19 protein-coding genes are annotated in these 18,268 nt (G+C 71.8%); 17 read left to right on the forward strand and 2 right to left on the reverse strand.

Annotated features, from left to right (window positions below):
* Nucleotides 1-84 precede the first annotated feature (84 nt).
* The 3 genes from ACIA8O_RS23650 to ACIA8O_RS23660 all read left to right on the forward strand — a co-directional run bounded on the left by ACIA8O_RS23650 (nt 85) and on the right by ACIA8O_RS23660 (nt 2,817).
* Nucleotides 85-666, forward strand: a complete 582-nt coding sequence (locus ACIA8O_RS23650; protein WP_396295926.1) for a hypothetical protein — start codon at nt 85-87, stop codon at nt 664-666.
* Nucleotides 667-755: 89 nt separating this feature from the next.
* Entirely contained in the window at nt 756-1,448 is a 693-nt protein-coding gene (locus tag ACIA8O_RS23655; protein ID WP_396295927.1) for a demethylmenaquinone methyltransferase, read from the forward strand.
* Nucleotides 1,449-1,548: 100 nt separating this feature from the next.
* Entirely contained in the window at nt 1,549-2,817 is a 1,269-nt protein-coding gene (locus ACIA8O_RS23660; RefSeq protein ID WP_396296144.1) for a geranylgeranyl reductase family protein, read from the forward strand.
* Between the two features lie 189 nt (nt 2,818-3,006).
* On the opposite strand, the gene ACIA8O_RS23665 is transcribed toward ACIA8O_RS23660, so the two are convergent.
* Nucleotides 3,007-3,672 (reverse strand): peptidylprolyl isomerase, encoded by a 666-nt coding sequence (locus tag ACIA8O_RS23665; RefSeq protein ID WP_396295928.1) that lies wholly within the window; start codon nt 3,670-3,672, stop codon nt 3,007-3,009.
* Between the two features lie 220 nt (nt 3,673-3,892).
* Between ACIA8O_RS23665 and ACIA8O_RS23670 the strand changes: the two genes are divergently transcribed.
* Nucleotides 3,893-4,906: a DMT family transporter gene (locus tag ACIA8O_RS23670; RefSeq protein ID WP_396295929.1), complete on the forward strand. Its 1,014-nt coding sequence runs from the start codon at nt 3,893-3,895 to the stop codon at nt 4,904-4,906.
* On the opposite strand, the gene ACIA8O_RS23675 is transcribed toward ACIA8O_RS23670, so the two are convergent.
* A complete protein-coding gene (locus tag ACIA8O_RS23675) occupies nt 4,822-5,385 on the reverse strand; it encodes a hypothetical protein (protein WP_396295930.1) in 564 nt (187 codons plus the stop codon). The genes ACIA8O_RS23670 and ACIA8O_RS23675 overlap by 85 nt on opposite strands.
* A 161-nt stretch (nt 5,386-5,546) precedes the next feature.
* Here ACIA8O_RS23675 and ACIA8O_RS23680 point away from each other — a divergent pair, with 161 nt between their 5' ends.
* The 13 genes from ACIA8O_RS23680 (at nt 5,547) to nuoK (ending at nt 18,268) form a co-directional block, all read left to right on the forward strand.
* Complete coding sequence (locus ACIA8O_RS23680; RefSeq protein ID WP_396295931.1) at nt 5,547-6,539, forward strand: sensor histidine kinase; 993 nt, start codon at nt 5,547-5,549, stop codon at nt 6,537-6,539.
* A complete protein-coding gene (locus tag ACIA8O_RS23685; protein WP_396295932.1) occupies nt 6,536-7,198 on the forward strand; it encodes a response regulator in 663 nt (220 codons plus the stop codon). The genes ACIA8O_RS23680 and ACIA8O_RS23685 overlap by 4 nt, the downstream gene beginning before the upstream one ends.
* A 439-nt stretch (nt 7,199-7,637) precedes the next feature.
* Complete coding sequence (locus ACIA8O_RS23690) at nt 7,638-7,997, forward strand: NADH-quinone oxidoreductase subunit A (RefSeq protein WP_014137597.1); 360 nt, start codon at nt 7,638-7,640, stop codon at nt 7,995-7,997.
* 90 nt (nt 7,998-8,087) lie between these two features.
* Nucleotides 8,088-8,642 carry a NuoB/complex I 20 kDa subunit family protein gene (locus ACIA8O_RS23695; protein ID WP_396295933.1) on the forward strand — a complete coding sequence of 185 codons (555 nt, stop codon included), beginning with the start codon at nt 8,088-8,090 and terminating at the stop codon, nt 8,640-8,642.
* A complete protein-coding gene (locus tag ACIA8O_RS23700) occupies nt 8,639-9,358 on the forward strand; it encodes an NADH-quinone oxidoreductase subunit C (RefSeq protein ID WP_396295934.1) in 720 nt (239 codons plus the stop codon). Before ACIA8O_RS23695 ends, ACIA8O_RS23700 begins: the two co-directional genes overlap by 4 nt.
* Complete coding sequence (locus ACIA8O_RS23705) at nt 9,358-10,680, forward strand: NADH-quinone oxidoreductase subunit D (protein WP_396295935.1); 1,323 nt, start codon at nt 9,358-9,360, stop codon at nt 10,678-10,680. The genes ACIA8O_RS23700 and ACIA8O_RS23705 overlap by 1 nt, the downstream gene beginning before the upstream one ends.
* Nucleotides 10,681-10,700: 20 nt before the next feature.
* A complete protein-coding gene (gene nuoE / locus ACIA8O_RS23710; protein ID WP_396296145.1) occupies nt 10,701-11,420 on the forward strand; it encodes an NADH-quinone oxidoreductase subunit NuoE in 720 nt (239 codons plus the stop codon).
* Entirely contained in the window at nt 11,420-12,775 is a 1,356-nt protein-coding gene (nuoF, locus tag ACIA8O_RS23715) for an NADH-quinone oxidoreductase subunit NuoF (RefSeq protein ID WP_396295936.1), read from the forward strand. Before nuoE ends, nuoF begins: the two co-directional genes overlap by 1 nt.
* The gene (locus tag ACIA8O_RS23720; protein WP_396295937.1) at nt 12,772-15,213 is read left to right on the forward strand and encodes an NADH-quinone oxidoreductase subunit G; all 2,442 of its coding nucleotides are present in this window, start codon (nt 12,772-12,774) and stop codon (nt 15,211-15,213) included. Before nuoF ends, ACIA8O_RS23720 begins: the two co-directional genes overlap by 4 nt.
* Entirely contained in the window at nt 15,210-16,541 is a 1,332-nt protein-coding gene (gene nuoH / locus ACIA8O_RS23725) for an NADH-quinone oxidoreductase subunit NuoH (RefSeq protein WP_396295938.1), read from the forward strand. Before ACIA8O_RS23720 ends, nuoH begins: the two co-directional genes overlap by 4 nt.
* 4 nt (nt 16,542-16,545) lie before the next feature.
* Nucleotides 16,546-17,130: an NADH-quinone oxidoreductase subunit NuoI gene (gene nuoI / locus ACIA8O_RS23730; protein WP_396295939.1), complete on the forward strand. Its 585-nt coding sequence runs from the start codon at nt 16,546-16,548 to the stop codon at nt 17,128-17,130.
* Nucleotides 17,127-17,972, forward strand: coding sequence for an NADH-quinone oxidoreductase subunit J (locus ACIA8O_RS23735; RefSeq protein WP_396295940.1), 846 nt, complete (start codon nt 17,127-17,129; stop codon nt 17,970-17,972). The genes nuoI and ACIA8O_RS23735 overlap by 4 nt, the downstream gene beginning before the upstream one ends.
* Entirely contained in the window at nt 17,969-18,268 is a 300-nt protein-coding gene (gene nuoK / locus ACIA8O_RS23740; protein WP_057227572.1) for an NADH-quinone oxidoreductase subunit NuoK, read from the forward strand. The genes ACIA8O_RS23735 and nuoK overlap by 4 nt, the downstream gene beginning before the upstream one ends.

Raw genomic sequence — 18,268 nt, forward strand, 5'->3', positions numbered from 1 at the left:
GTCGTGACCGGAGGGACCGTCAGCGGTTACCATCCTGAGCACCGGGTGGTCCCCAGCCCGGCCCGGCAAGCCCCGACAGGAACCATGCGACCCCCGACCGCTTCCCGCCCGAGCACCGCGCGCCTCGGTCGAGGCTGGTACCTCGCCGCCGTGCTCAGTGCGGTGCTCGCGGTCGGCATGTGCCTGCTCGGCTGGCGCCAGGCCGACCAGGCGGACCGGATCAACGCGGACCCGGTGAAGGTGCAGGGCACCGTCACCCAGCTCGCCGCCGGCACCGGCACCTACAGCTCCGTCAACTACCCGGCCCAGGGCCGCACCCTGACCGCCACCGACCTCTGGCTCCCCGAGGAGTCCCGGGTCGGCGACCGGATCTGCCTGGAGTACGCGGGCGACGACCCGGGCGCGGTGCGGGCCTGCGGCAAGCGCTACCCGCAGCCGGCCGGGGTCGGGCTGGCCCGGGTCAGCGTCCCGGTCGCGCTGCTGCTGCTCGCCTTCAGCTGCTACCGGATCTGGCTGCACCGCCGGGGCGCCGGCGGGGCGCGGCGCAGCCGGCCGCGCACCACGGTCGCCTTCGCCTCCGAGTCCTTCGGGGCCGGGATGCCCGCGATCAGCCACGGCAAGCGCTCCCGGCGCCGCCGCAAGTCCGGCCGCCGCGCCCTGCGCTGACCCGCCGCCAGACGCCTTCCGGGCCGCCTCCGCCGCCCTGCCGCCCCACCTCCTCCCGGGTCCGCGGGCCGGTGGTGAACAATGGGGTCGTGACCCGAGCCTCCCTGGACAAGCAGCCGCACGAAGTCGCCGCGATGTTCGACGACGTCGCCGCGAAGTACGACCGTACGAACGACGTGCTCTCCCTCGGCCAGGCGCGGGCCTGGCGCCGCGCGGTGGCCGAGGCGGTGGGGGCCGAGCCCGGGCAGCGGGTGCTCGACCTGGGGGCCGGCACCGGGACCTCCTCGCTGCCCTTCGTCGAGGCCGGGGCCGAGGTCGTGCCCTGCGACTTCTCCACCGGGATGCTGGGCGAGGGCAAGAAGCGCCACCCCGAGCTGGCGCTGACCGCCGGCGACGCCACCAAGCTGCCGTTCGCCGACGACAGCTTCGACGCCACCACCATCTCCTTCGCCCTGCGCAACGTGCAGGACACCGACGCCGCGCTGCGCGAGCTGTACCGGGTCACCAAGCCCGGCGGCAAGGTGGTCATCTGCGAGTTCTCCACCCCCACCTGGACGCCGTTCCGGACCGTCTACACCGAGTACCTGATGCGCGCGCTGCCGCCGGTCGCCACCGCCGTCAGCTCCAACCCGGACGCCTACGTCTACCTCGCCGAGTCCATCCGCTCCTGGCCGGACCAGCCCGCCCTGGCCACCCGCCTGCAGCAGGCCGGCTGGCAGCGGGTCGCCTGGCGCAACCTCACCGGCGGCATCGTCGCGCTGCACCGGGGATTCAAGGCATAAGCGCTGACTAGACTCGACCGAGCCCGCAGCCTGACGTAGTGGAGTGTGCCCAGCCGTGTCCGACACCGCAGTTGACCTGAGCAGCGAGTCCAGCGAGACGGTGGAGAGCACCGCCGACGTGATCGTGGTCGGGGCCGGCCCGGCCGGGGCCACCACCGCGTACTACCTGGCCCAGGCCGGGCTGGACGTGCTGCTGCTGGAGAAGACCGAGTTCCCGCGCGAGAAGGTCTGCGGCGACGGCCTGACCCCGCGCGCCACCAAGCAGTTGGTGGACATGGGCATCGACGTCTCCACCTCCAACGGCTGGCTGCACAACAAGGGCCTGCGGATCATCGGCGGCGGCGTCCGGCTGGAGCTGGACTGGCCGGAGCTGTCCGCGTACCCGGACTACGGGCTGGTCCGCAAGCGCGCCGACTTCGACGAACTGCTGGCCCGTCAGGCCCAGAAGGCCGGCGCCCGGCTGTACGAGAAGTGCAACGTGACCGGCCCGGTGCTGGACGACCGCAGCGGCCGGATCACCGGCGTCACCGCCAAGTTGGGCGACGACAAGCGCCCGGTGGTGTTCCGCGCCCCGCTGGTGGTCGCGGCCGACGGCAACTCCACCCGGCTCTCCCTCGCCATGGGCCTGCACCGCCGCGAGGACCGCCCGATGGGCGTCGCCTACCGCACCTACTTCACCTCGCCCCGGCACGACGACGACTACCTGGAGTCCTGGCTGGAGCTCTGGGACACCCGCGGCGGCGAGAAGAAGCTGCTGCCCGGCTACGGCTGGGTCTTCGGCATGGGCGACGGCACCTCCAACGTCGGCCTCGGCATCCTCAACTCCTCGCCCGCGTTCGGGGAGCTGGACTGGCGCGAGGTGCTCAAGGCCTGGTGCGCCGGCATGCCCGCCGAGTGGGGCTACACCCCCGAGAACATGACCGACCCGATCCGCGGCGCCGCCCTCCCGATGGCCTTCAACCGCCAGCCCCACTACACCCGGGGCCTGCTGCTGGTCGGCGACGCCGGCGGCATGGTCAACCCCTTCAACGGCGAGGGCATCGCCTACGCGATGGAGTCCGGCCAGATCGCGGCCGGCGTCATCGTCCAGGCCCACGCCCGGATCACCCCCGAGGGCCGCGAGCGCGCCCTCCAGGCCTACCCGCGCATCCTCAAGGACGTCTACGGCGGCTACTACACCCTCGGCCGCGGCTTCGTGAAGCTCATCGGCAACCCCAAGGTGATGCAGCTCGCCACCCAGCGCGGCCTCACCCACCCGGTCCTGATGAAGTTCGTCCTCAAGATGCTCGCCAACCTCACCGACCCCCAGGGCGGCGACGCCATGGACCGCATCATCAACGGCCTCGCCAAGGTGGCCCCCAACGCCTGACCCGCCCCGACGCCCCCGGCCTCCGCATCCAGGAGCGCCGGGGGCGTCGTGCGTTCCCGGGCCGTGGTGCTCGGCGGTGGTCCGGATCTGTGCCGCGTGCTCTTCGTCGAGGGAGACGGAGAAGCGCTGCTTGGCCGTGGCACGGGCGTAACGCGGCGTGTTACGCCCGTGCCGCGGGCCGACGTGGCGTCAGCGCTTGGTGATCTTGACGTTCTTGAAGGTGGGGACCAGGTTCGGGTAGCCGTCGCCGGGGTTGTTCTGGGAGTCGGAGCCGGCGGCGGCGATCTTCTGGAGGACGTCGAGGCCGGCGGTGACGCGGCCGAAGGGGGTGTAGGCGGGGGAGAGCTTGGTGTCCTTCCAGGTGAAGAAGAACTGGCTGCCGTTGGTGTTGGGGCCGGCGTTGGCCATCGCGACGGTGCCGGCGGGGTAGGTGGCGCCGGTGAGGTTCTCGTCGGGGAAGGAGTAGCCGGGGCCGCCGCTGCCGGTGCCGGTCGGGTCGCCGCACTGGAGGACGAAGATCCGCTCGGTGGTGAGCCGGTGGCAGTGGCTCTTGTCGAAGTAGTCGCGCTCGGCGAGGAAGCGGAACGAGAAGGTGGTGCAGGGTGCCTTGTCGGTCAGGGCCTGGAAGGTGATGGTGCCCTGAGTGGTCTTCAGCACGGCACTGTAGGGCTGGGCCGCCTTCTTGGCGTCGAAGACCGGGATGCCCTTGAAGTTGTCGGCGGGCACGGCCGGGGTGTAGGTGCAGCTCGCGGCGGCGGGGGCCGCGGGGGCGGCGTCGGCGACGCCGACCGAGGTGGTGAGGGCGAGCGGCAGGGTGGTGGCGGCGGTGAGCAGGGCCCAGTGTTTGCGCAGCACTTGAGGAGCCTCCGGGGAACGGCGGGGAGTTGGCATGGCGCAATCATCAATGCCCGCACGGCCGTTCGGTATGCACGTCGTCAGGTCGGTTCGTGGAACCGTCGGCCGACCGGTGGGTGGAATGCTGTTGATCGTCCGAACGGGGGTGCGGGAGGATGCCCGCCACCAGACCGTTCGGCGTCGCACGGCTCCCGCACCCCGATCCTTCGGAGGAGACCGTATGCGTCGGTCGCTCGCCCCGTTCGCCCGTGACCTGCCCGTGCTCGGGGTCGCGGTGGCCTGGGGGTCCAGCTTCCTGGTGGTGAAGAACGTGGCCACCGAGGAGAGCGTGGTGGCCATGCTGGTGCTGCGGTTCGCGGTGGCGCTGCCGCTGCTGGCGCTGTTCACCTGGCGGGGGCTGCGCCGTTTCGGGCCGAAGGAGTGGCTGGGCGGGTCCTCGCTCGGGCTGGTGCTCGGCGCGGTCTTCCTGCTGGAGACGTACGGGGCGGTGCACACCTCGGCGACCAACGCCGGACTGGTCATCAGCCTCACCATGGTCTTCACCCCGCTCGCCGAGAGCGCGCTGGCCCGCACCCGGCTGCCGCGGGCGTTCGTCGCGGCGGCCGGGCTCTCGGTGCTCGGGGTCGCGCTGCTGACCGGGGGCGGGGGCGGCGGCTTCCGGGCGCCGGGCCCCGGGGACCTGCTGGTGCTCGGGGCGGCGCTGGTGCGGACGGCGCACGTGCTCACCATGGCCCGGTTGCGGTCCATCCGGGAGGCCGACTCGGGGGCCCTGACCTGGGTCCAACTGGCCACCGCCACCGTGGTGTTCGCGGTGATCGCACCGTTCACCGGCACCTCCCCGGCGGCCCTGGCGGCCTCCTACGGGGCCACCGACTGGGTGCTGCTGCTGCACCTCTCGCTGGCCTGCACGATCTTCGCCTTCGTGGTCCAGATGTGGGCCGTCCGGACCACCTCGCCCTCCCGGGTCTCCCTGCTGCTCGGCACCGAACCGCTCTGGGCCGCCGTCTTCGGCATCACCCTGGCAGGCGACCACCTCGGCCCGCTCGGTCTGCTCGGCGCCCTCTGCGTCCTGGCCGGCACCGAGTGGGGCCGCCGCACCGCGGCCCCGGTGTCCGCGGGCTCGGGCACCGGCGAGGACGTGGGCGCGGCTCAGCGGGAGCCGGCCCGCGAGCGGCGCCGGAAGTCGGCGGTGACCACGGCGAGCAGCGGGCCCCAGAGCAGCAGTGGGGCGTAGGCGGCGGTCATCAGGAAGCCGGCCGGGCCGTGCGGGGCGTCGGGGTTGCCCATGGCTTCGGGGGAGTACCAGGTGGTGGCGGCGTAGAGGGTGATGAGGGTGACGGCGAGGGCGCCGAGGGCGGCGGTGGTGGCGGCGGTGCGCGGGGCGATCCGGCGGCCGCCGATGAACGGGAGCCAGTGGGGGGCGAGTTGGCCCCAGGGGCGGACCAGGCCGAGGGTGAGGAAGGCGAGGGCCTCGGCGAGGGCGGAGAGGGCGAGGACGTAGAGGGTGCCCCAGCCCGGCATGTGGGCGGTCATCTCCGCCTCCAGGGTGCCGGAGAAGCCGACCGGGATGCCGAGGCCGAGGGCGACCCGCCAGAGGCCGGAGGGCAGGGCGGTGAGCGCGGCCAGTTTCGCGGTGCGGACGGCCCACCGGGCGGGCGGCCGGACGGCGGGAACGGTGGTGGGGGTGGCGGAGGGGTACAGGGTGGTGGGCATCGGACTGCCTTTCGGGGTGGGCCGGTCGGGACGGCTCAAGCGTCCCGTCGGCGCCCCGGCCCGGGGCAGATGCCGATCGGCAGGTCCGGACGGGCCGTCAGGTGAGGGCATGTGCCGTTCGGCACGGGTGGTGGCGGTGGGGCGGCCCGTAGGGTGGTCGCATGATCGTTCGGTGGGGGAGCGCGGGGGCGCTGGGGTCACTGGGGGTGACCGCCGTCGGCTGGTGGTGGGGCGGGGTGGGCGAGTCGGGCCGGCTGCTCGGGGTGCTGCTGGTGGCCGAACTGGGCTGTCTGCTGGGCCTGGTGGTCCTGGCGGTGCGGGCGCGGAGGTGGCCGGCGGCGGTCCTGGCGGCGACGGCGGCGGGGCTCTGGCCGACCCGGTACGTGCCGCCGGCGGACTGGCGGGAGACCTCGGGGTTGCTCGGGTTCGGCCTGGTGGCGGGGTTGTCGGCGGTGGCGGTCGGGCTGTACCTGGGGGCGCTGGACGAGCGGCGGCGGCGTGAGGTGGCGGCCGCCCGGCGGGCCCAGCGGGTCGAACTCGCGCACGACCTGCACGACTTCGTGGCCCACGACGTCAGCGGGATGGTGGCGCTGGCCCAGGCGGAGGCGTTCGTGACGGAGGGTCAGCAGGAGCTGTTCCGGCGGATCGAGGAGGCCGGGCAGCAGGCGCTGGCCTCGCTGGACCGCACGGTGCACCTGCTCCGGGAGGAGGACGCGGCCCGCCGCGAGCCGCAGCCGGGCCTGGCCGAACTCGCCGGTGTGGTCGAGCGGTTCGCCGCCTCCGGCCCGGCCGGCGTCCGGCTGGAGCTGCCCGAGCTGACCGGGCCGGGCGGGCCGGTCGGGGTTCCGGTCGGCCGGGAGATCGGGGCGACCGCGCACCGGGTGGTGGTGGAGGCGCTGACCAACGTCCGGCGGCACGCGCCCGCCGCGACCCTGGTGGAGGTGGCCGTCCGGCCGTCCGCCCGGGGCGGTCTGGAGGTGCTGGTCAGCGACGACGGCGGCGCGGCGTCCGGCCGGACCCGGCGGCGCGGCGGCAACGGGCTGCGCGGACTGGCCGCCCGGGTGGAGGCACTGGACGGGACGCTGGAGGCGGACCGCACCGAACGGGGCTGGCGGGTCAGGGCGTACCTGCCGCCGATCGAGGGGGAGTCGTGACGACCACGGTCCTGTTGGCGGACGACCACGCCGACATCCGCACCGCGTACCGGATCATCCTGGACGCCCAGCCCGACCTGACCGTGGTGGGCGAGGCGGCCGACGGCGAGCAGGCGCTCGACCTGGCCCGCCGGCTGCGGCCGGACGTGCTGCTGGCGGACATCAGGATGCCGGGGCTGGACGGTCTGGAGCTGACCAGGCGGCTGGCCGGGCCGGGGGTGGCGGACCCGCTGCGGGTGGTCGTGGTGACCACCTTCGACCTGGACGAGTACGTGCACGCCGCGCTGCGGAACGGCGCGTCCGGGTTCCTGCTGAAGCGGTCCGGCCCGGCGCTGCTGGTGGAGGCGGTCCGGGCGGCGGTGGCGGGGGACGCCCTGATCAGCCCGGAGGTGACGGTCCGTCTGCTCAGGACGATCACCGAGCGGGAGCCGGCGGCTCCGGCCGCACCGGCCGCTCCGGCCGCCGGGGTGGAGCAACTGACGCCCCGGGAGGCCGAGATCGCCGCCCTGGTGGCGGACGGGGCGACCAACGCGGCGGTGGCCGGGCGGCTGTTCATCTCGCCGGGCACGGTGAAGAACCACCTCGCCACCATCCAGCGCAAGCTCGGCGTCCGGAACCGGGTCGGCATCGCCGCCCACGTCTGGGCCGAACGCCGGTAGCGGAACCGGGCCTTCGTGCGCTTGTGAACGAAGGGTCAAGCGACCGTTCTCCAGGGGCCACCCTCCCGGGTGGTCCCTTTATCACGTCATCGGCACCCTCCGAAATTTGCATGATCACCAGTCGAGTTGATATGCGCATGGCCCGCTGACCAGTCACTTCACAGGCGATTGCGACGGTTTGTGACCGCTTGCCTGCACTGGGTTGATTGATCCCGGCTTCCGCCCCTCCGTGATCCTTTGCGAGGTGTCGTAGATCACAAAGATCGTTCAGAACCGCGTGTCGCAGATCACAAGCCGACGGGCATAGGATGCGCTCGTTCCAAGCCTTGTGAACTGCCTCACATGGGCGGATCTCACGGAGTGGAAGCGGGTCAACCACAGCGTGACCCGGCAGTTCCGATCTGCAGTCACGGAAGACTGGACGGAGGGAGCGGGGGCTATGAATGCCTACGCGCCGATCCTCGTACTCGGTGCCATCGCGGCGGCGTTCGCGGTCGGCTCCGTCGTGATGGCCTCTTTGACCGGCCCGAAGCGTTACAACCGGGCCAAGTTGGAGGCGTACGAGTGCGGCATCGAACCGACCCCGCAGCCGGTGGGCGGCGGTCGGTTCCCGATCAAGTACTACCTCACGGCGATGCTGTTCATCGTCTTCGACATCGAGATCGTCTTCCTCTATCCCTGGGCGGTCAGCTTCGACGCCCTGGGGATCTTCGGGTTGGTCGAGATGCTCCTGTTCATCGCCACCGTCTTCGTCGCCTACGCCTACGTGTGGCGTCGCGGCGGTCTCGAGTGGGACTGAACGCCCCGGTCGGGCGGCTCCCCGTGACGGTGCGGGCCGCTTGTGAACACGGGGGCAAGCCACCGGACTTGAGGGACTGAGAGGGAACTGATGGGTATCGAGGAGAAGCTGCCGAGCGGCTTTCTGCTCACCAGCGTGGAGGCCGCGGCGGGGTGGGTGCGCAAGGCGTCGCTCTTCCCCGCCACCTTCGGGCTGGCCTGCTGCGCGATCGAGATGATGACCACCGGGGCGGGCCGTTACGACCTGGCCCGGTTCGGCATGGAGGTCTTCCGGGGCTCCCCCCGGCAGGCCGACCTGATGATCGTGGCCGGCCGGGTGAGCCAGAAGATGGCGCCGGTGTTGCGCCAGGTGTACGACCAGATGGCCAATCCGAAGTGGGTCATCTCGATGGGCGTCTGCGCCTCCTCCGGCGGGATGTTCAACAACTACGCGATCGTGCAGGGCGTGGACCACATCGTCCCGGTGGACATCTACCTGCCGGGCTGTCCGCCCCGCCCGGAGATGCTGATGGACGCGATCCTCAAGCTGCACGAGAAGATCCAGCACGAGCCGCTGGGCGTGAACCGGCTCCGGGCCGAGGAGTTGGCGGAGGAGCTGGCCCTGGAGGCCACCCCGACCAGCGAGATGCGGGGGCTGCTGCGATGAGCGAGCAGACGCCGGTACCGGCGACCCGTACCGAGCACCCACACCGTGAGCTGGCCGTCGAGGTGATCGGCAAGCGCCAGGGCATGTTCGGCGCCAAGGGCACCGGCGACACCTCCGGCTTCGGCGGCCTGGCCGCCCCGATCGTGATGCCGCCGGCCAGCAGCCGCCCCTACGGGCACGGCTTCGACGAGGTCGCCGACGAGTTCGAGGGCGCGCTGGAGGAGCAGGGGCTCGACCCGGCCGAGGTGATCGAGAAGACCGTGGTGGACCGCGGCGAACTCACCTTCCACATCGCCCGCGAGCACCTGCTTAAGGCCGTCCGCACGCTGCGCGACGACCCGGCGCTGCGCTACGAGCTCTGCCTCGGCGTCAACGGGGTGCACTACCCGGGCGACACCGGGCGGGAGTTGCACGCGGTCTACCCGCTGCGCTCGATCACCCACGGCCGGCTGCTCCGGCTGGAGGTCACCGCGCCGGACTCGGACCCGGTGATCCCCTCAGTGGTCAGCGTCTACCCGACCAACGACTGGCACGAGCGCGAGGCCTGGGACTTCTTCGGCCTGGTCTTCGAGGGCCACCCGGCGCTGACCCGGATCATGATGCCGGACGACTGGACCGGCCACCCGCAGCGCAAGGACTACCCGCTCGGCGGCATCCCCGTCGAGTACAAGGGCGCCCAGATCCCGGCGCCCGACCAGCGGAGGTCGTACAGCTGATGACCACTCATTTCGAGGAAGCACGGGAGACCACCGAGGGACGGGTCTTCACCGTCACCGGTGGCGACTGGGGCGAGGTGGTCGAGGCCGTCGGCCGGGCCGACGACGAGCGCATCATCGTCAACATGGGCCCCCAACACCCGTCCACCCACGGGGTGTTGCGCCTGATCCTGGAGATCGACGGCGAGACGGTGACCGAGGCCCGGTGCGGGATCGGCTACCTGCACACCGGCATCGAGAAGAACATGGAGTTCCGGAACTGGGTCCAGGGCACCACTTTCGTGACCCGGATGGACTACCTGACCCCGATGTTCAACGAGACCGCGTACTGCCTCGCGGTCGAGAAGCTGCTCGGCATCACCGACCAGGTCCCGGACCGCGCCAGCGTGATCCGGGTGCTGATGATGGAGCTCAACCGGATCTCCTCGCACCTGGTCTGCCTGGCCACCGGCGGCATGGAGATCGGCTCCACCACGCTGATGATCTACGGCTTCCGGGACCGCGAACTCATCCTGGACGTCTTCGAGTTGGTCACCGGCCTGCGGATGAACCACGCGTACGTCCGCCCCGGCGGGCTGGCCCAGGACCTGCCGCCCGGCGCGGTGGACCAGATCCGCGAGGCGGTGAAGCTGCTCCGCTCGCGGATGCACGAGTACGACAAGCTGGCCACCGGGAACCCGGTCTTCAAGGCCCGTCTGGTCGACGTCGGCTTCCTGGACCTGCCCGGCTGCCTGGCGCTCGGCGCCACCGGCCCGATCCTGCGGGCCACCGGACTGCCGCACGACCTGCGCAAGACCGACCCGTACTGCGGGTACGAGAACTACGACTTCGAGGTCGCGACCGCGGACACCGCGGACTCCTACGGCCGGTTCCTGATCCGGCTGGAGGAGATGCACCAGTCGCTGCGGATCGTCGAGCAGTGCCTGGACCGGCTGAAGCCCGGCCCGGTGATGGTGGCCGACAAGAAGATCGCCTGGCCCGCCCAACTGGCCGTCGGCCCGGACGGGATGGGCAACTCGCTGGACCACATCCGGAAGATCATGGGCACCTCGATGGAGGCCCTGATCCACCACTTCAAGCTGGTCACCGAGGGCTTCCGGGTGCCGGTCGGCCAGGCCTACGCGGCCGTCGAGTCCCCCAAGGGCGAGCTCGGCGTGCACGTGGTGAGCGACGGCGGGACCCGCCCGTACCGGGTGCACTTCCGGGACCCGTCGTTCACCAACCTGCAGACGATGGCGGCGATGTGCGAGGGCGGCCAGGTCGCCGACGTGATCGTCGCGGTGGCCGGGATCGACCCGGTGATGGGAGGAGTGGACCGGTGAGCAGCGACGTCCAACTGGGGATGCCGGCCCTCCCCGCCAAGCCGTACCCGGCCGAGGTCGAGGCCCGACTGGCCGAGGACGCCAAGGAGTTGATCGGCCGCTACCCGGTGGCCCGGTCCGCCCTGCTGCCGCTGCTGCACCTGGTGCAGGCGGAGGAGGGCTGCGTGACGCCGACCGGGATCCGGTTCTGCGCCGAGCAGTTGGACCTGACCACGGCCGAGGTGACCGCGGTGGCCACCTTCTACACCATGTACCGCCGCCGCCCGGCCGGCGAGTACCACGTCGGCGTCTGCACCAACACGCTCTGCGCGGTGCTCGGCGGCGACGAGATCTTCGAGGACCTCAAGCAGCACCTGGGCGTGGAGAACAACCAGACCACCCCGGACGGCAAGGTCTCGATCGAGCGGATCGAGTGCAACGCGGCCTGCGACTACGCCCCCGTGGTGATGGTCAACTGGGAGTTCTTCGACAACCAGACGCCGCAGAGCGCACGGGAGCTGGTCGACCAGCTGAAGGACGGCCAGGAGGTGCGGCCGACCCGCGGCGCCCGGCTCTGCTCCTTCAAGGAGACCTCCCGCATCCTGGCCGGCTTCCCGGACGAGCGCCCCGGCGCGGTGGACGCCTCCGGCGCGGGCGGCGCGCCCTCGCTGGCCGGGCTCCGGCTCGCCAAGGGCGAGGCACTGCCCGGCACCCCCGGCACCAAGGTCGTGGCTCCGAGGCACGAAGGGACCGAAGCGTGATGACCTCCGCAGAGCCGGCCGAGAAGTTGCTCTCGCCCGTGCTGTCCGCCTCCTGGGACGACCACCGCCCCTGGAGCCTCGAAACCTACCGCCGTCACGAGGGCTACCAGGGCCTGCGGAACGCCCTGGCGATGGCCCCCGACGAGGTGATCGCCCAGGTCAAGGACTCCGGCCTGCGCGGCCGCGGCGGGGCCGGCTTCCCGACCGGCATGAAGTGGCAGTTCATCCCGCAGAACGACGGCAAGCCGCACTACCTGGTGGTGAACGCCGACGAGTCCGAGCCGGGCACCTGCAAGGACATCCCGCTGCTCTTCGCCAACCCGCACTCGCTGATCGAGGGCATGGTCATCGCGTCCTACGCGATCCGCTGCGAGCACGCCTTCATCTACCTGCGCGGCGAGGTCGTGCCGGTGCTGCGGCGGCTGCACGCGGCGGTGGCCGAGGCGTACGAGGCCGGGTACCTCGGCAAGAACATCCTCGGCTCCGGCATCGACCTGGACATCACCGTGCACGCGGGTGCCGGGGCGTACATCTGCGGCGAGGAGACGGCGCTGCTGGACTCGCTGGAGGGCCGCCGCGGCCAGCCCCGGCTGCGTCCGCCGTTCCCGGCGATCGCCGGTCTGTACGCCTGCCCGACGGTGGTGAACAACGTCGAGTCGATCGCCTCGGTGCCGCCGATCCTGGCCAGGGGCAACGAGTGGTTCAAGTCGCTGGGCACCGAGAAGTCCCCCGGCTTCACCCTCTACTCGCTCTCCGGGCACGTCACCAACCCCGGCCAGTACGAGGCCCCGCTCGGCATCACGCTGCGTCAGCTGCTGGAGATCAGCGGCGGCATCCGGGCCGGGCACCGGCTCAAGTTCTGGACCCCGGGCGGCAGTTCGACCCCGATGTTCACCGACGAGCACCTCGACGTGCCGCTCGACTACGAGGGCGTCGGGGCCGCCGGGTCGATGCTCGGCACCAAGGCGCTGCAGGTCTTCGACGAGACCACCTGCGTGGTCCGGGCGGTCACCCGGTGGACCGAGTTCTACGCCCACGAGTCCTGCGGCAAGTGCACCCCGTGCCGCGAAGGCACGTACTGGCTGGTGCAGTTGCTCAAGCGGATCGAGGCGGGCGAGGGCACCGACGGTGACCTGGAGAAGCTGCTGGACATCGCCGACAACATCAACGGCAAGTCCTTCTGCGCCCTCGGCGACGGCGCGGCCAGCCCGATCGTCTCCTCGCTGCAGTACTTCCGCGAGGAGTACGAGCGGCACCTGACCGAGCGGCGCTGCCCGTTCGACCACTCCGCCTCCACCGTCTGGGCCGACCGCACCGCCCACGACCACACCACCGAGAGGGAGGTGCACGCATGACCGTGACCGAGCCGCCGAAGACCAGCACCGACCTCGTCACGCTCACCATCGACGGAGTCGAACTCCAGGTCCCCAAGGGCACCTTGGTGATCCGGGCGGCCGAGCAGATCGGCACCCAGATCCCGCGCTTCTGCGACCACCCGCTGCTCGCCCCGGCCGGGGCCTGCCGCCAGTGCATCGTCGAGGTCGAGGGCCAGCGCAAGCCGGTCGCCTCCTGCACCATCCCGGTGGCCGAGGGCATGGTGGTCCGCACCCAGGTCAGCTCGCCGGTGGCCGAGAAGGCCCAGCGCGGCGTGATGGAGCTGCTGCTGATCAACCACCCGCTGGACTGCCCGGTCTGCGACAAGGGCGGCGAGTGCCCCCTGCAGAACCAGGCGATGTCCACCGGTGACGCCGACACCCGCTTCGACGGGATGAAGCGCACCTACCCCAAGCCGCTGCCGGTCTCCACCCAGGTGCTGCTGGACCGCGAGCGCTGCGTGCTCTGCGCCCGCTGCACCCGCTTCTCCGAGCAGGTGGCCGGTGACCCGTTCATCGACCTGCTGGAGCGCGGTGCCAACCAGCAGGTCGGCACCGGGGCCGGGGACGACTTCGAGTCCTACTTCTCCGGCAACACCATCCAGATCTGCCCGGTCGGCGCGCTCACCTCGGCCGCCTACCGGTTCCGCTCCCGCCCGTTCGACCTGGTCTCCTCGCCCAGCGTCTGCGAGCACTGCTCCTCCGGCTGCGCCCAGCGCACCGACCACCGCCGCGGCAAGGTGCTCCGCCGGCTGGCCGGGGACGACCCGGCGGTGAACGAGGAGTGGAACTGCGACAAGGGCCGGTTCGCCTTCCGCTACGCCCAGCAGCGCGACCGCCTCACCGCCCCGATGATCCGCAAGGACGGCGAACTCGTCGCCGTCTCCTGGCCGGAGGCGCTGGCCTTCGCCGCCGAGGGGCTGCGCGGCGCCAAGGCCGCGGTCCTCGCGGGCGGCCGCGTCACGGTCGAGGACGCCTACGGCTACGGCAAGTTCGCCCGGGTCGCGCTCGGCACCAACGACGTGGACTTCCGGGCCCGCCCGCTCTCCGCCGAGGAGGCCGACTTCCTGGCCTCCGAGGTGGCCGGCACCGGTGTGGACCTGGACGGCGAGGGCGTCTCCTACGAGGCGCTGGAGGCCGCACCGGCCGTGCTGCTCGCGGGCTTCGAGCCCGAGGAGGAGTCGCCGATCGTCTTCCTGCGGCTGCGCAAGGCCAACCGGGCCAAGGGGCTCCAGGTCTTCTCGGTCGCCTCGCACCGCAGCCGCGGCCTGGCCAAGCTGCACGGCGCGCTGCTCCCGGCCGCGCCCGGCACCGAGGCCGAGTGGCTGGCCGCGCTGGCGGACGACACCGCACTCGGCGACGAGGCGGGCCGGGCCGGCCAACTGCTGCGCCAGGCAGGGGCGGTGATCCTGGTCGGCGAGCGCCTCGCCACCGTGGCCGGCGGTCTGACCGCCGCCCTCAAGCTCGCCGCCGCCACCGGCGCCCGGCTGGCCTGGGTGCCGCGCCGGGCCGGCGAGCGCGGCGCGGTGGAGGCCGGTGCGCTGCCCGGCCTGCTGCCCGGCGGCCGTCCGGTGAACTCCGGCGCCGCCCGGGCCGAGACCGCCGCCGTCTGGGGCGCGGCCGAACTCCCGGCCAGGCTCGGCCGGGACACCGACCAGATCCTGGCGGCCGCCGCCCACGGCGACCTGGACGCGCTGGTGATCGGCGGGCTCGACCCGGACGACCTGGCCGACCCGGCACTGGCCGACGAGGCGCTGGCCCGGGTGCGGTTCACCGTCTCGCTGGAGCTGCGCCCGTCCGCCGTCACCGAGCGGGCCGACGTGGTGCTGCCGGTGGCCGCGGTGACCGAGAAGGCCGGCACCTACCTCGACTGGGAGGGCCGGGTGCGGATGTTCGAGGCCGCGCTCAAGCCCGACCAGCTGATGGCCCGCCAACTCCACTCGGACGTCCGGGTGCTGAGCATGCTGGCCGACGCCATCGGCAGCCCGATCGGCGTCCCGGACGTCCGGGCCGCCCGGCTGGAGCTGGACCGTTTCGCCCCGTGGGAGGGCGACCTGCCCAGCGCGCCCAGCGCCGCCCCCGCCCCGCTGCCCCGCCCGGCCACCGGCCAGGCCGTGCTGGCGGGCCACCGGCTGCTGCTGGACAACGGCACCCTGCAGACCGGCGACGAGCACCTGGCCGGCACCCGGCACGCCGCGGTGGCCCGGCTCTCGCCCGCCACCGCCGCCGAGATCGGCGCCGGGAAGGCGCTGCGGATCACCGGCCCCGGCGGCTCGCTGGTCCTGCCGCTGGAGCTCAGCCCCGAGCAGCCCGACCGCACCGTCTGGCTGCCCCTCAACTCCACGCCGGGCGGCGCCCACCGCACCCTCGGCACCACCACCGGACACCTGGTGACCATCGCCCCGGCGGAGGAGTCATGACGCTGGCCGCATACGAGACCCTCGGCTTCTTCGGGCGCGACCCGTGGTGGCTGGTGCTGATCAAGGCGGTGTTCGTCTTCGCCTTCCTGGTCGGCACCGTGCTGATCGCGATCGTCTGGGAGCGCAAGGTCGTGGCCTGGATGCAGCTGCGCATCGGCCCCAACCGGCACGGCCCCTGGGGCATGCTGCAGTCGCTGGCCGACGGCGTGAAGCTGGCGCTCAAGGAAGACCTGGTGGTCACCGGCGCCGACAAGGTGGTCTACGTCCTGGCGCCGATCGTCGCCGCGATCCCGGCCTTCATGGCCTTCGCGGTGATCCCGTTCGGCCCGGCGGGCAACGAGGTCTCCATCTTCGGCACCCGCACCCCGATGCAGCTCACCGACCTGCCGATCGCCCTGCTCTACATCCTGGCGGTGGCCTCGGTCGGCATCTACGGGATCGTGCTGGCCGGCTGGTCCTCCGGCTCGACCTACCCGCTGCTCGGCGGCCTGCGCTCCTCGGCGCAGATGATCTCCTACGAGATCGCGATGGGCCTGTCCTTCGCGGCGGTCTTCATCTACTCCGGCTCGATGTCCACCTCGGAGATCGTCGCCTCCCAGCAGCCGACCTGGTTCGCGGTGCTGCTGCCGGTCTCCTTCATCGTCTACATCATCGCGATGGTCGGTGAGACCAACCGTGCCCCGTTCGACCTCCCGGAGGCCGAGGGCGAGCTGGTCGGCGGCTTCAACACCGAGTACTCCTCGCTGAAGTTCGCGATGTTCATGCTGGCCGAGTACGTCAACATGGTCACCGTTTCGGCGGTCGCCTCCACCCTCTTCCTGGGCGGCTGGCGGGCCCCGTACCCGATCTCGACGTTCTGGGAGGGCGCCAACCACGGTTGGTGGCCGATGCTCTGGATCACCCTGAAGATCCAGCTGCTGCTCTTCTTCTTCATCTGGCTGCGCGGCACCCTGCCCCGGTTCCGCTACGACCAGTTCATGAAGCTGGGCTGGAAGGTGCTGATCCCGGTCTCGCTGGTCTGGCTGGTGATGGTGGCCACCGTCCGCGCGCTGCGCAACGAGGGCTACGACTTCGGCCAGGTGGTGCTGTACGTCGGCGCCCCGGTGCTGGTGGTGCTGCTGCTGTTCCTGCTCCGCGACGTGGTCAAGGCCAAGGAGAAGACCGAACCCGCGGCCGAGGCCGCAGAGTTCGACCCGATGGCGGGTGGCTACCCCGTCCCGCCGCTGCCCGGTCAGCAGCTCCCCCCGGTGCCCCGCCGTCGCAGCCGGGCCCCGCAACTCCAGGACGCCCTGAACGGCGCCACCTCCAACTCCGCGGAAGGGAGCTGAGACGATGTCGGACGAGAAGGCTGAGAAGCCGTCCCTCCTCGGCCCGGCCGCAGGCTTCGGCGTGACCTTCAAGGCCATGTTCAAGAAGCGGCTCACCGAGCAGTACCCGGAGCAGAAGAAGCCCACCGCTCCCCGCTTCCACGGCCGGCACCAGCTGAACCGGCACCCGGACGGCCTGGAGAAGTGCGTCGGCTGCGAGCTCTGCGCCTGGGCCTGCCCGGCCGACGCGATCTACGTCGAGGGCGCGGACAACACCGACGAGGAGCGCTACTCGCCGGGCGAGCGGTACGGCGCGGTCTACCAGATCAACTACGCCCGCTGCATCCTCTGCGGCCTCTGCATCGAGGCCTGCCCGACCCGGGCGCTCACCATGACCAACGAGTACGAGCTGGCCGACTCCTCGCGGGCCGACCTGATCTTCACCAAGGAGCAGCTCCTGGTGGGGCTCACCGAGGGCATGGTCGACTCGCCGCACGCCTACTACCCGGGTGCCGACGAGGGCGCGTACTACCGGGGCGAGATCACCGCGGCCGCGCCCGGCACCGTCCAGCAGGAGCGCACCGACCGGGAGAAGGAGGAGCAGTCGTGACCTCCACCGGAGAGGCGGTCCAGTTCTGGATCCTCGCCGTGATCGCCGTCGGCGGCGCGCTCGGCATGCTGCTGCTCAAGAAGGCGGTGCACAGCGCGCTCTGCCTGGCCGCCACCATGATGGCGCTGGCGGTCTGCTACCTGGCCCAGGGCGCGGTCTTCCTGGGCGTGGTGCAGATCGTCGTCTACACCGGCGCGATCATGATGCTCTTCCTGTTCGTGCTGATGCTGGTCGGCGTGACGAGCGCCGACTCGCTGAAGGAGCAGCTCAAGGGCCAGCGGATCGCCGCGGTGCTCTGCGGCCTCGGCTTCGGCGTGCTGCTGATCGCCGGCATCTCCAACGCCAAGCTCTCGACCTTCACCGGCCTGGCCGAGGCCAACGCCGAGGGGAACGTCCAGGGCCTGGCCCGGCTGCTGTTCACCGACTACGTCTGGGCCTTCGAGCTCACCGGCGCGCTGCTGATCACCGCCGCCATCGGCGCGATGGTGCTGACCCACCGCGAGCACGTCCAGGCGCCGCTCACCCAGCGGCAGTTGGCCGACCAGCGGGTCCGCGACAACATCCAGGTGCCGCCGCTGCCCGCCCCCGGCGTGTACGCCCGGCACAACGCGGTGGACATCCCGGCCCTGCTGCCGGACGGCACCGTCAGCGAGGACTCGGTGATGAACACGCTGCGCGAGCGCGGCCAGATCCGGGACGTCAGCCACGACATGCTGGAGCGGATGGCCGAGCTGGAGGGCCGCACCGCCGAGTACCTGGGCCGCCCGCAGTCGGCCCGGCCTGCGGTGGCCGGCCCGCGCAAGCAGCTGGAGCCCGTCCCGAGCAAGGAGGAGGCGGAGTGAACCCCGTCAACTACCTCTACCTCTCCGCCCTGTTGTTCACCATCGGCGCCTCCGGCGTGCTGATCCGGCGCAACGCGATCGTGCTCTTCATGTGCGTGGAGCTGATGCTCAACGCCTCGAACCTGGCCCTGGTCACCTTCTCCCGGCTGCACGGCAACCTGGACGGCCAGATCATCGCGTTCTTCACCATGGTGGTCGCGGCGGCCGAGGTCGTGGTCGGCCTCGCCATCATCGTGTCCATCTTCCGGTCCAGGCACTCGGCTTCGGTCGATGACAGCAACCTGATGAAGCTGTAG

The organism is Kitasatospora sp. NPDC051853 (assembly GCF_044452665.1).
Classification (GTDB): domain Bacteria; phylum Actinomycetota; class Actinomycetes; order Streptomycetales; family Streptomycetaceae; genus Kitasatospora.

What these genes read in the sequence shown, in the direction of transcription:
- ACIA8O_RS23670 (WP_396295929.1), top strand. Translation starts at nt 3,893, where the DNA reads ATGCGTCGGTCGCTCGCCCCGTTCGCCCGTGACCTGCCCGTGCTCGGG.
- ACIA8O_RS23675 (WP_396295930.1), bottom strand. Translation starts at nt 5,385, where the DNA reads ATGCCCACCACCCTGTACCCCTCCGCCACCCCCACCACCGTTCCCGCC.
- ACIA8O_RS23695 (WP_396295933.1), top strand. Translation starts at nt 8,088, where the DNA reads ATGGGTATCGAGGAGAAGCTGCCGAGCGGCTTTCTGCTCACCAGCGTG.
- nuoF (WP_396295936.1), top strand. Translation starts at nt 11,420, where the DNA reads ATGACCTCCGCAGAGCCGGCCGAGAAGTTGCTCTCGCCCGTGCTGTCC.
- ACIA8O_RS23705 (WP_396295935.1), top strand. Translation starts at nt 9,358, where the DNA reads ATGACCACTCATTTCGAGGAAGCACGGGAGACCACCGAGGGACGGGTC.
- ACIA8O_RS23650 (WP_396295926.1), top strand. Translation starts at nt 85, where the DNA reads ATGCGACCCCCGACCGCTTCCCGCCCGAGCACCGCGCGCCTCGGTCGA.
- nuoI (WP_396295939.1), top strand. Translation starts at nt 16,546, where the DNA reads ATGTCGGACGAGAAGGCTGAGAAGCCGTCCCTCCTCGGCCCGGCCGCA.
- ACIA8O_RS23680 (WP_396295931.1), top strand. Translation starts at nt 5,547, where the DNA reads ATGATCGTTCGGTGGGGGAGCGCGGGGGCGCTGGGGTCACTGGGGGTG.
- nuoE (WP_396296145.1), top strand. Translation starts at nt 10,701, where the DNA reads ATGCCGGCCCTCCCCGCCAAGCCGTACCCGGCCGAGGTCGAGGCCCGA.
- ACIA8O_RS23700 (WP_396295934.1), top strand. Translation starts at nt 8,639, where the DNA reads ATGAGCGAGCAGACGCCGGTACCGGCGACCCGTACCGAGCACCCACAC.
- ACIA8O_RS23690 (WP_014137597.1), top strand. Translation starts at nt 7,638, where the DNA reads ATGAATGCCTACGCGCCGATCCTCGTACTCGGTGCCATCGCGGCGGCG.
- ACIA8O_RS23720 (WP_396295937.1), top strand. Translation starts at nt 12,772, where the DNA reads ATGACCGTGACCGAGCCGCCGAAGACCAGCACCGACCTCGTCACGCTC.
- nuoH (WP_396295938.1), top strand. Translation starts at nt 15,210, where the DNA reads ATGACGCTGGCCGCATACGAGACCCTCGGCTTCTTCGGGCGCGACCCG.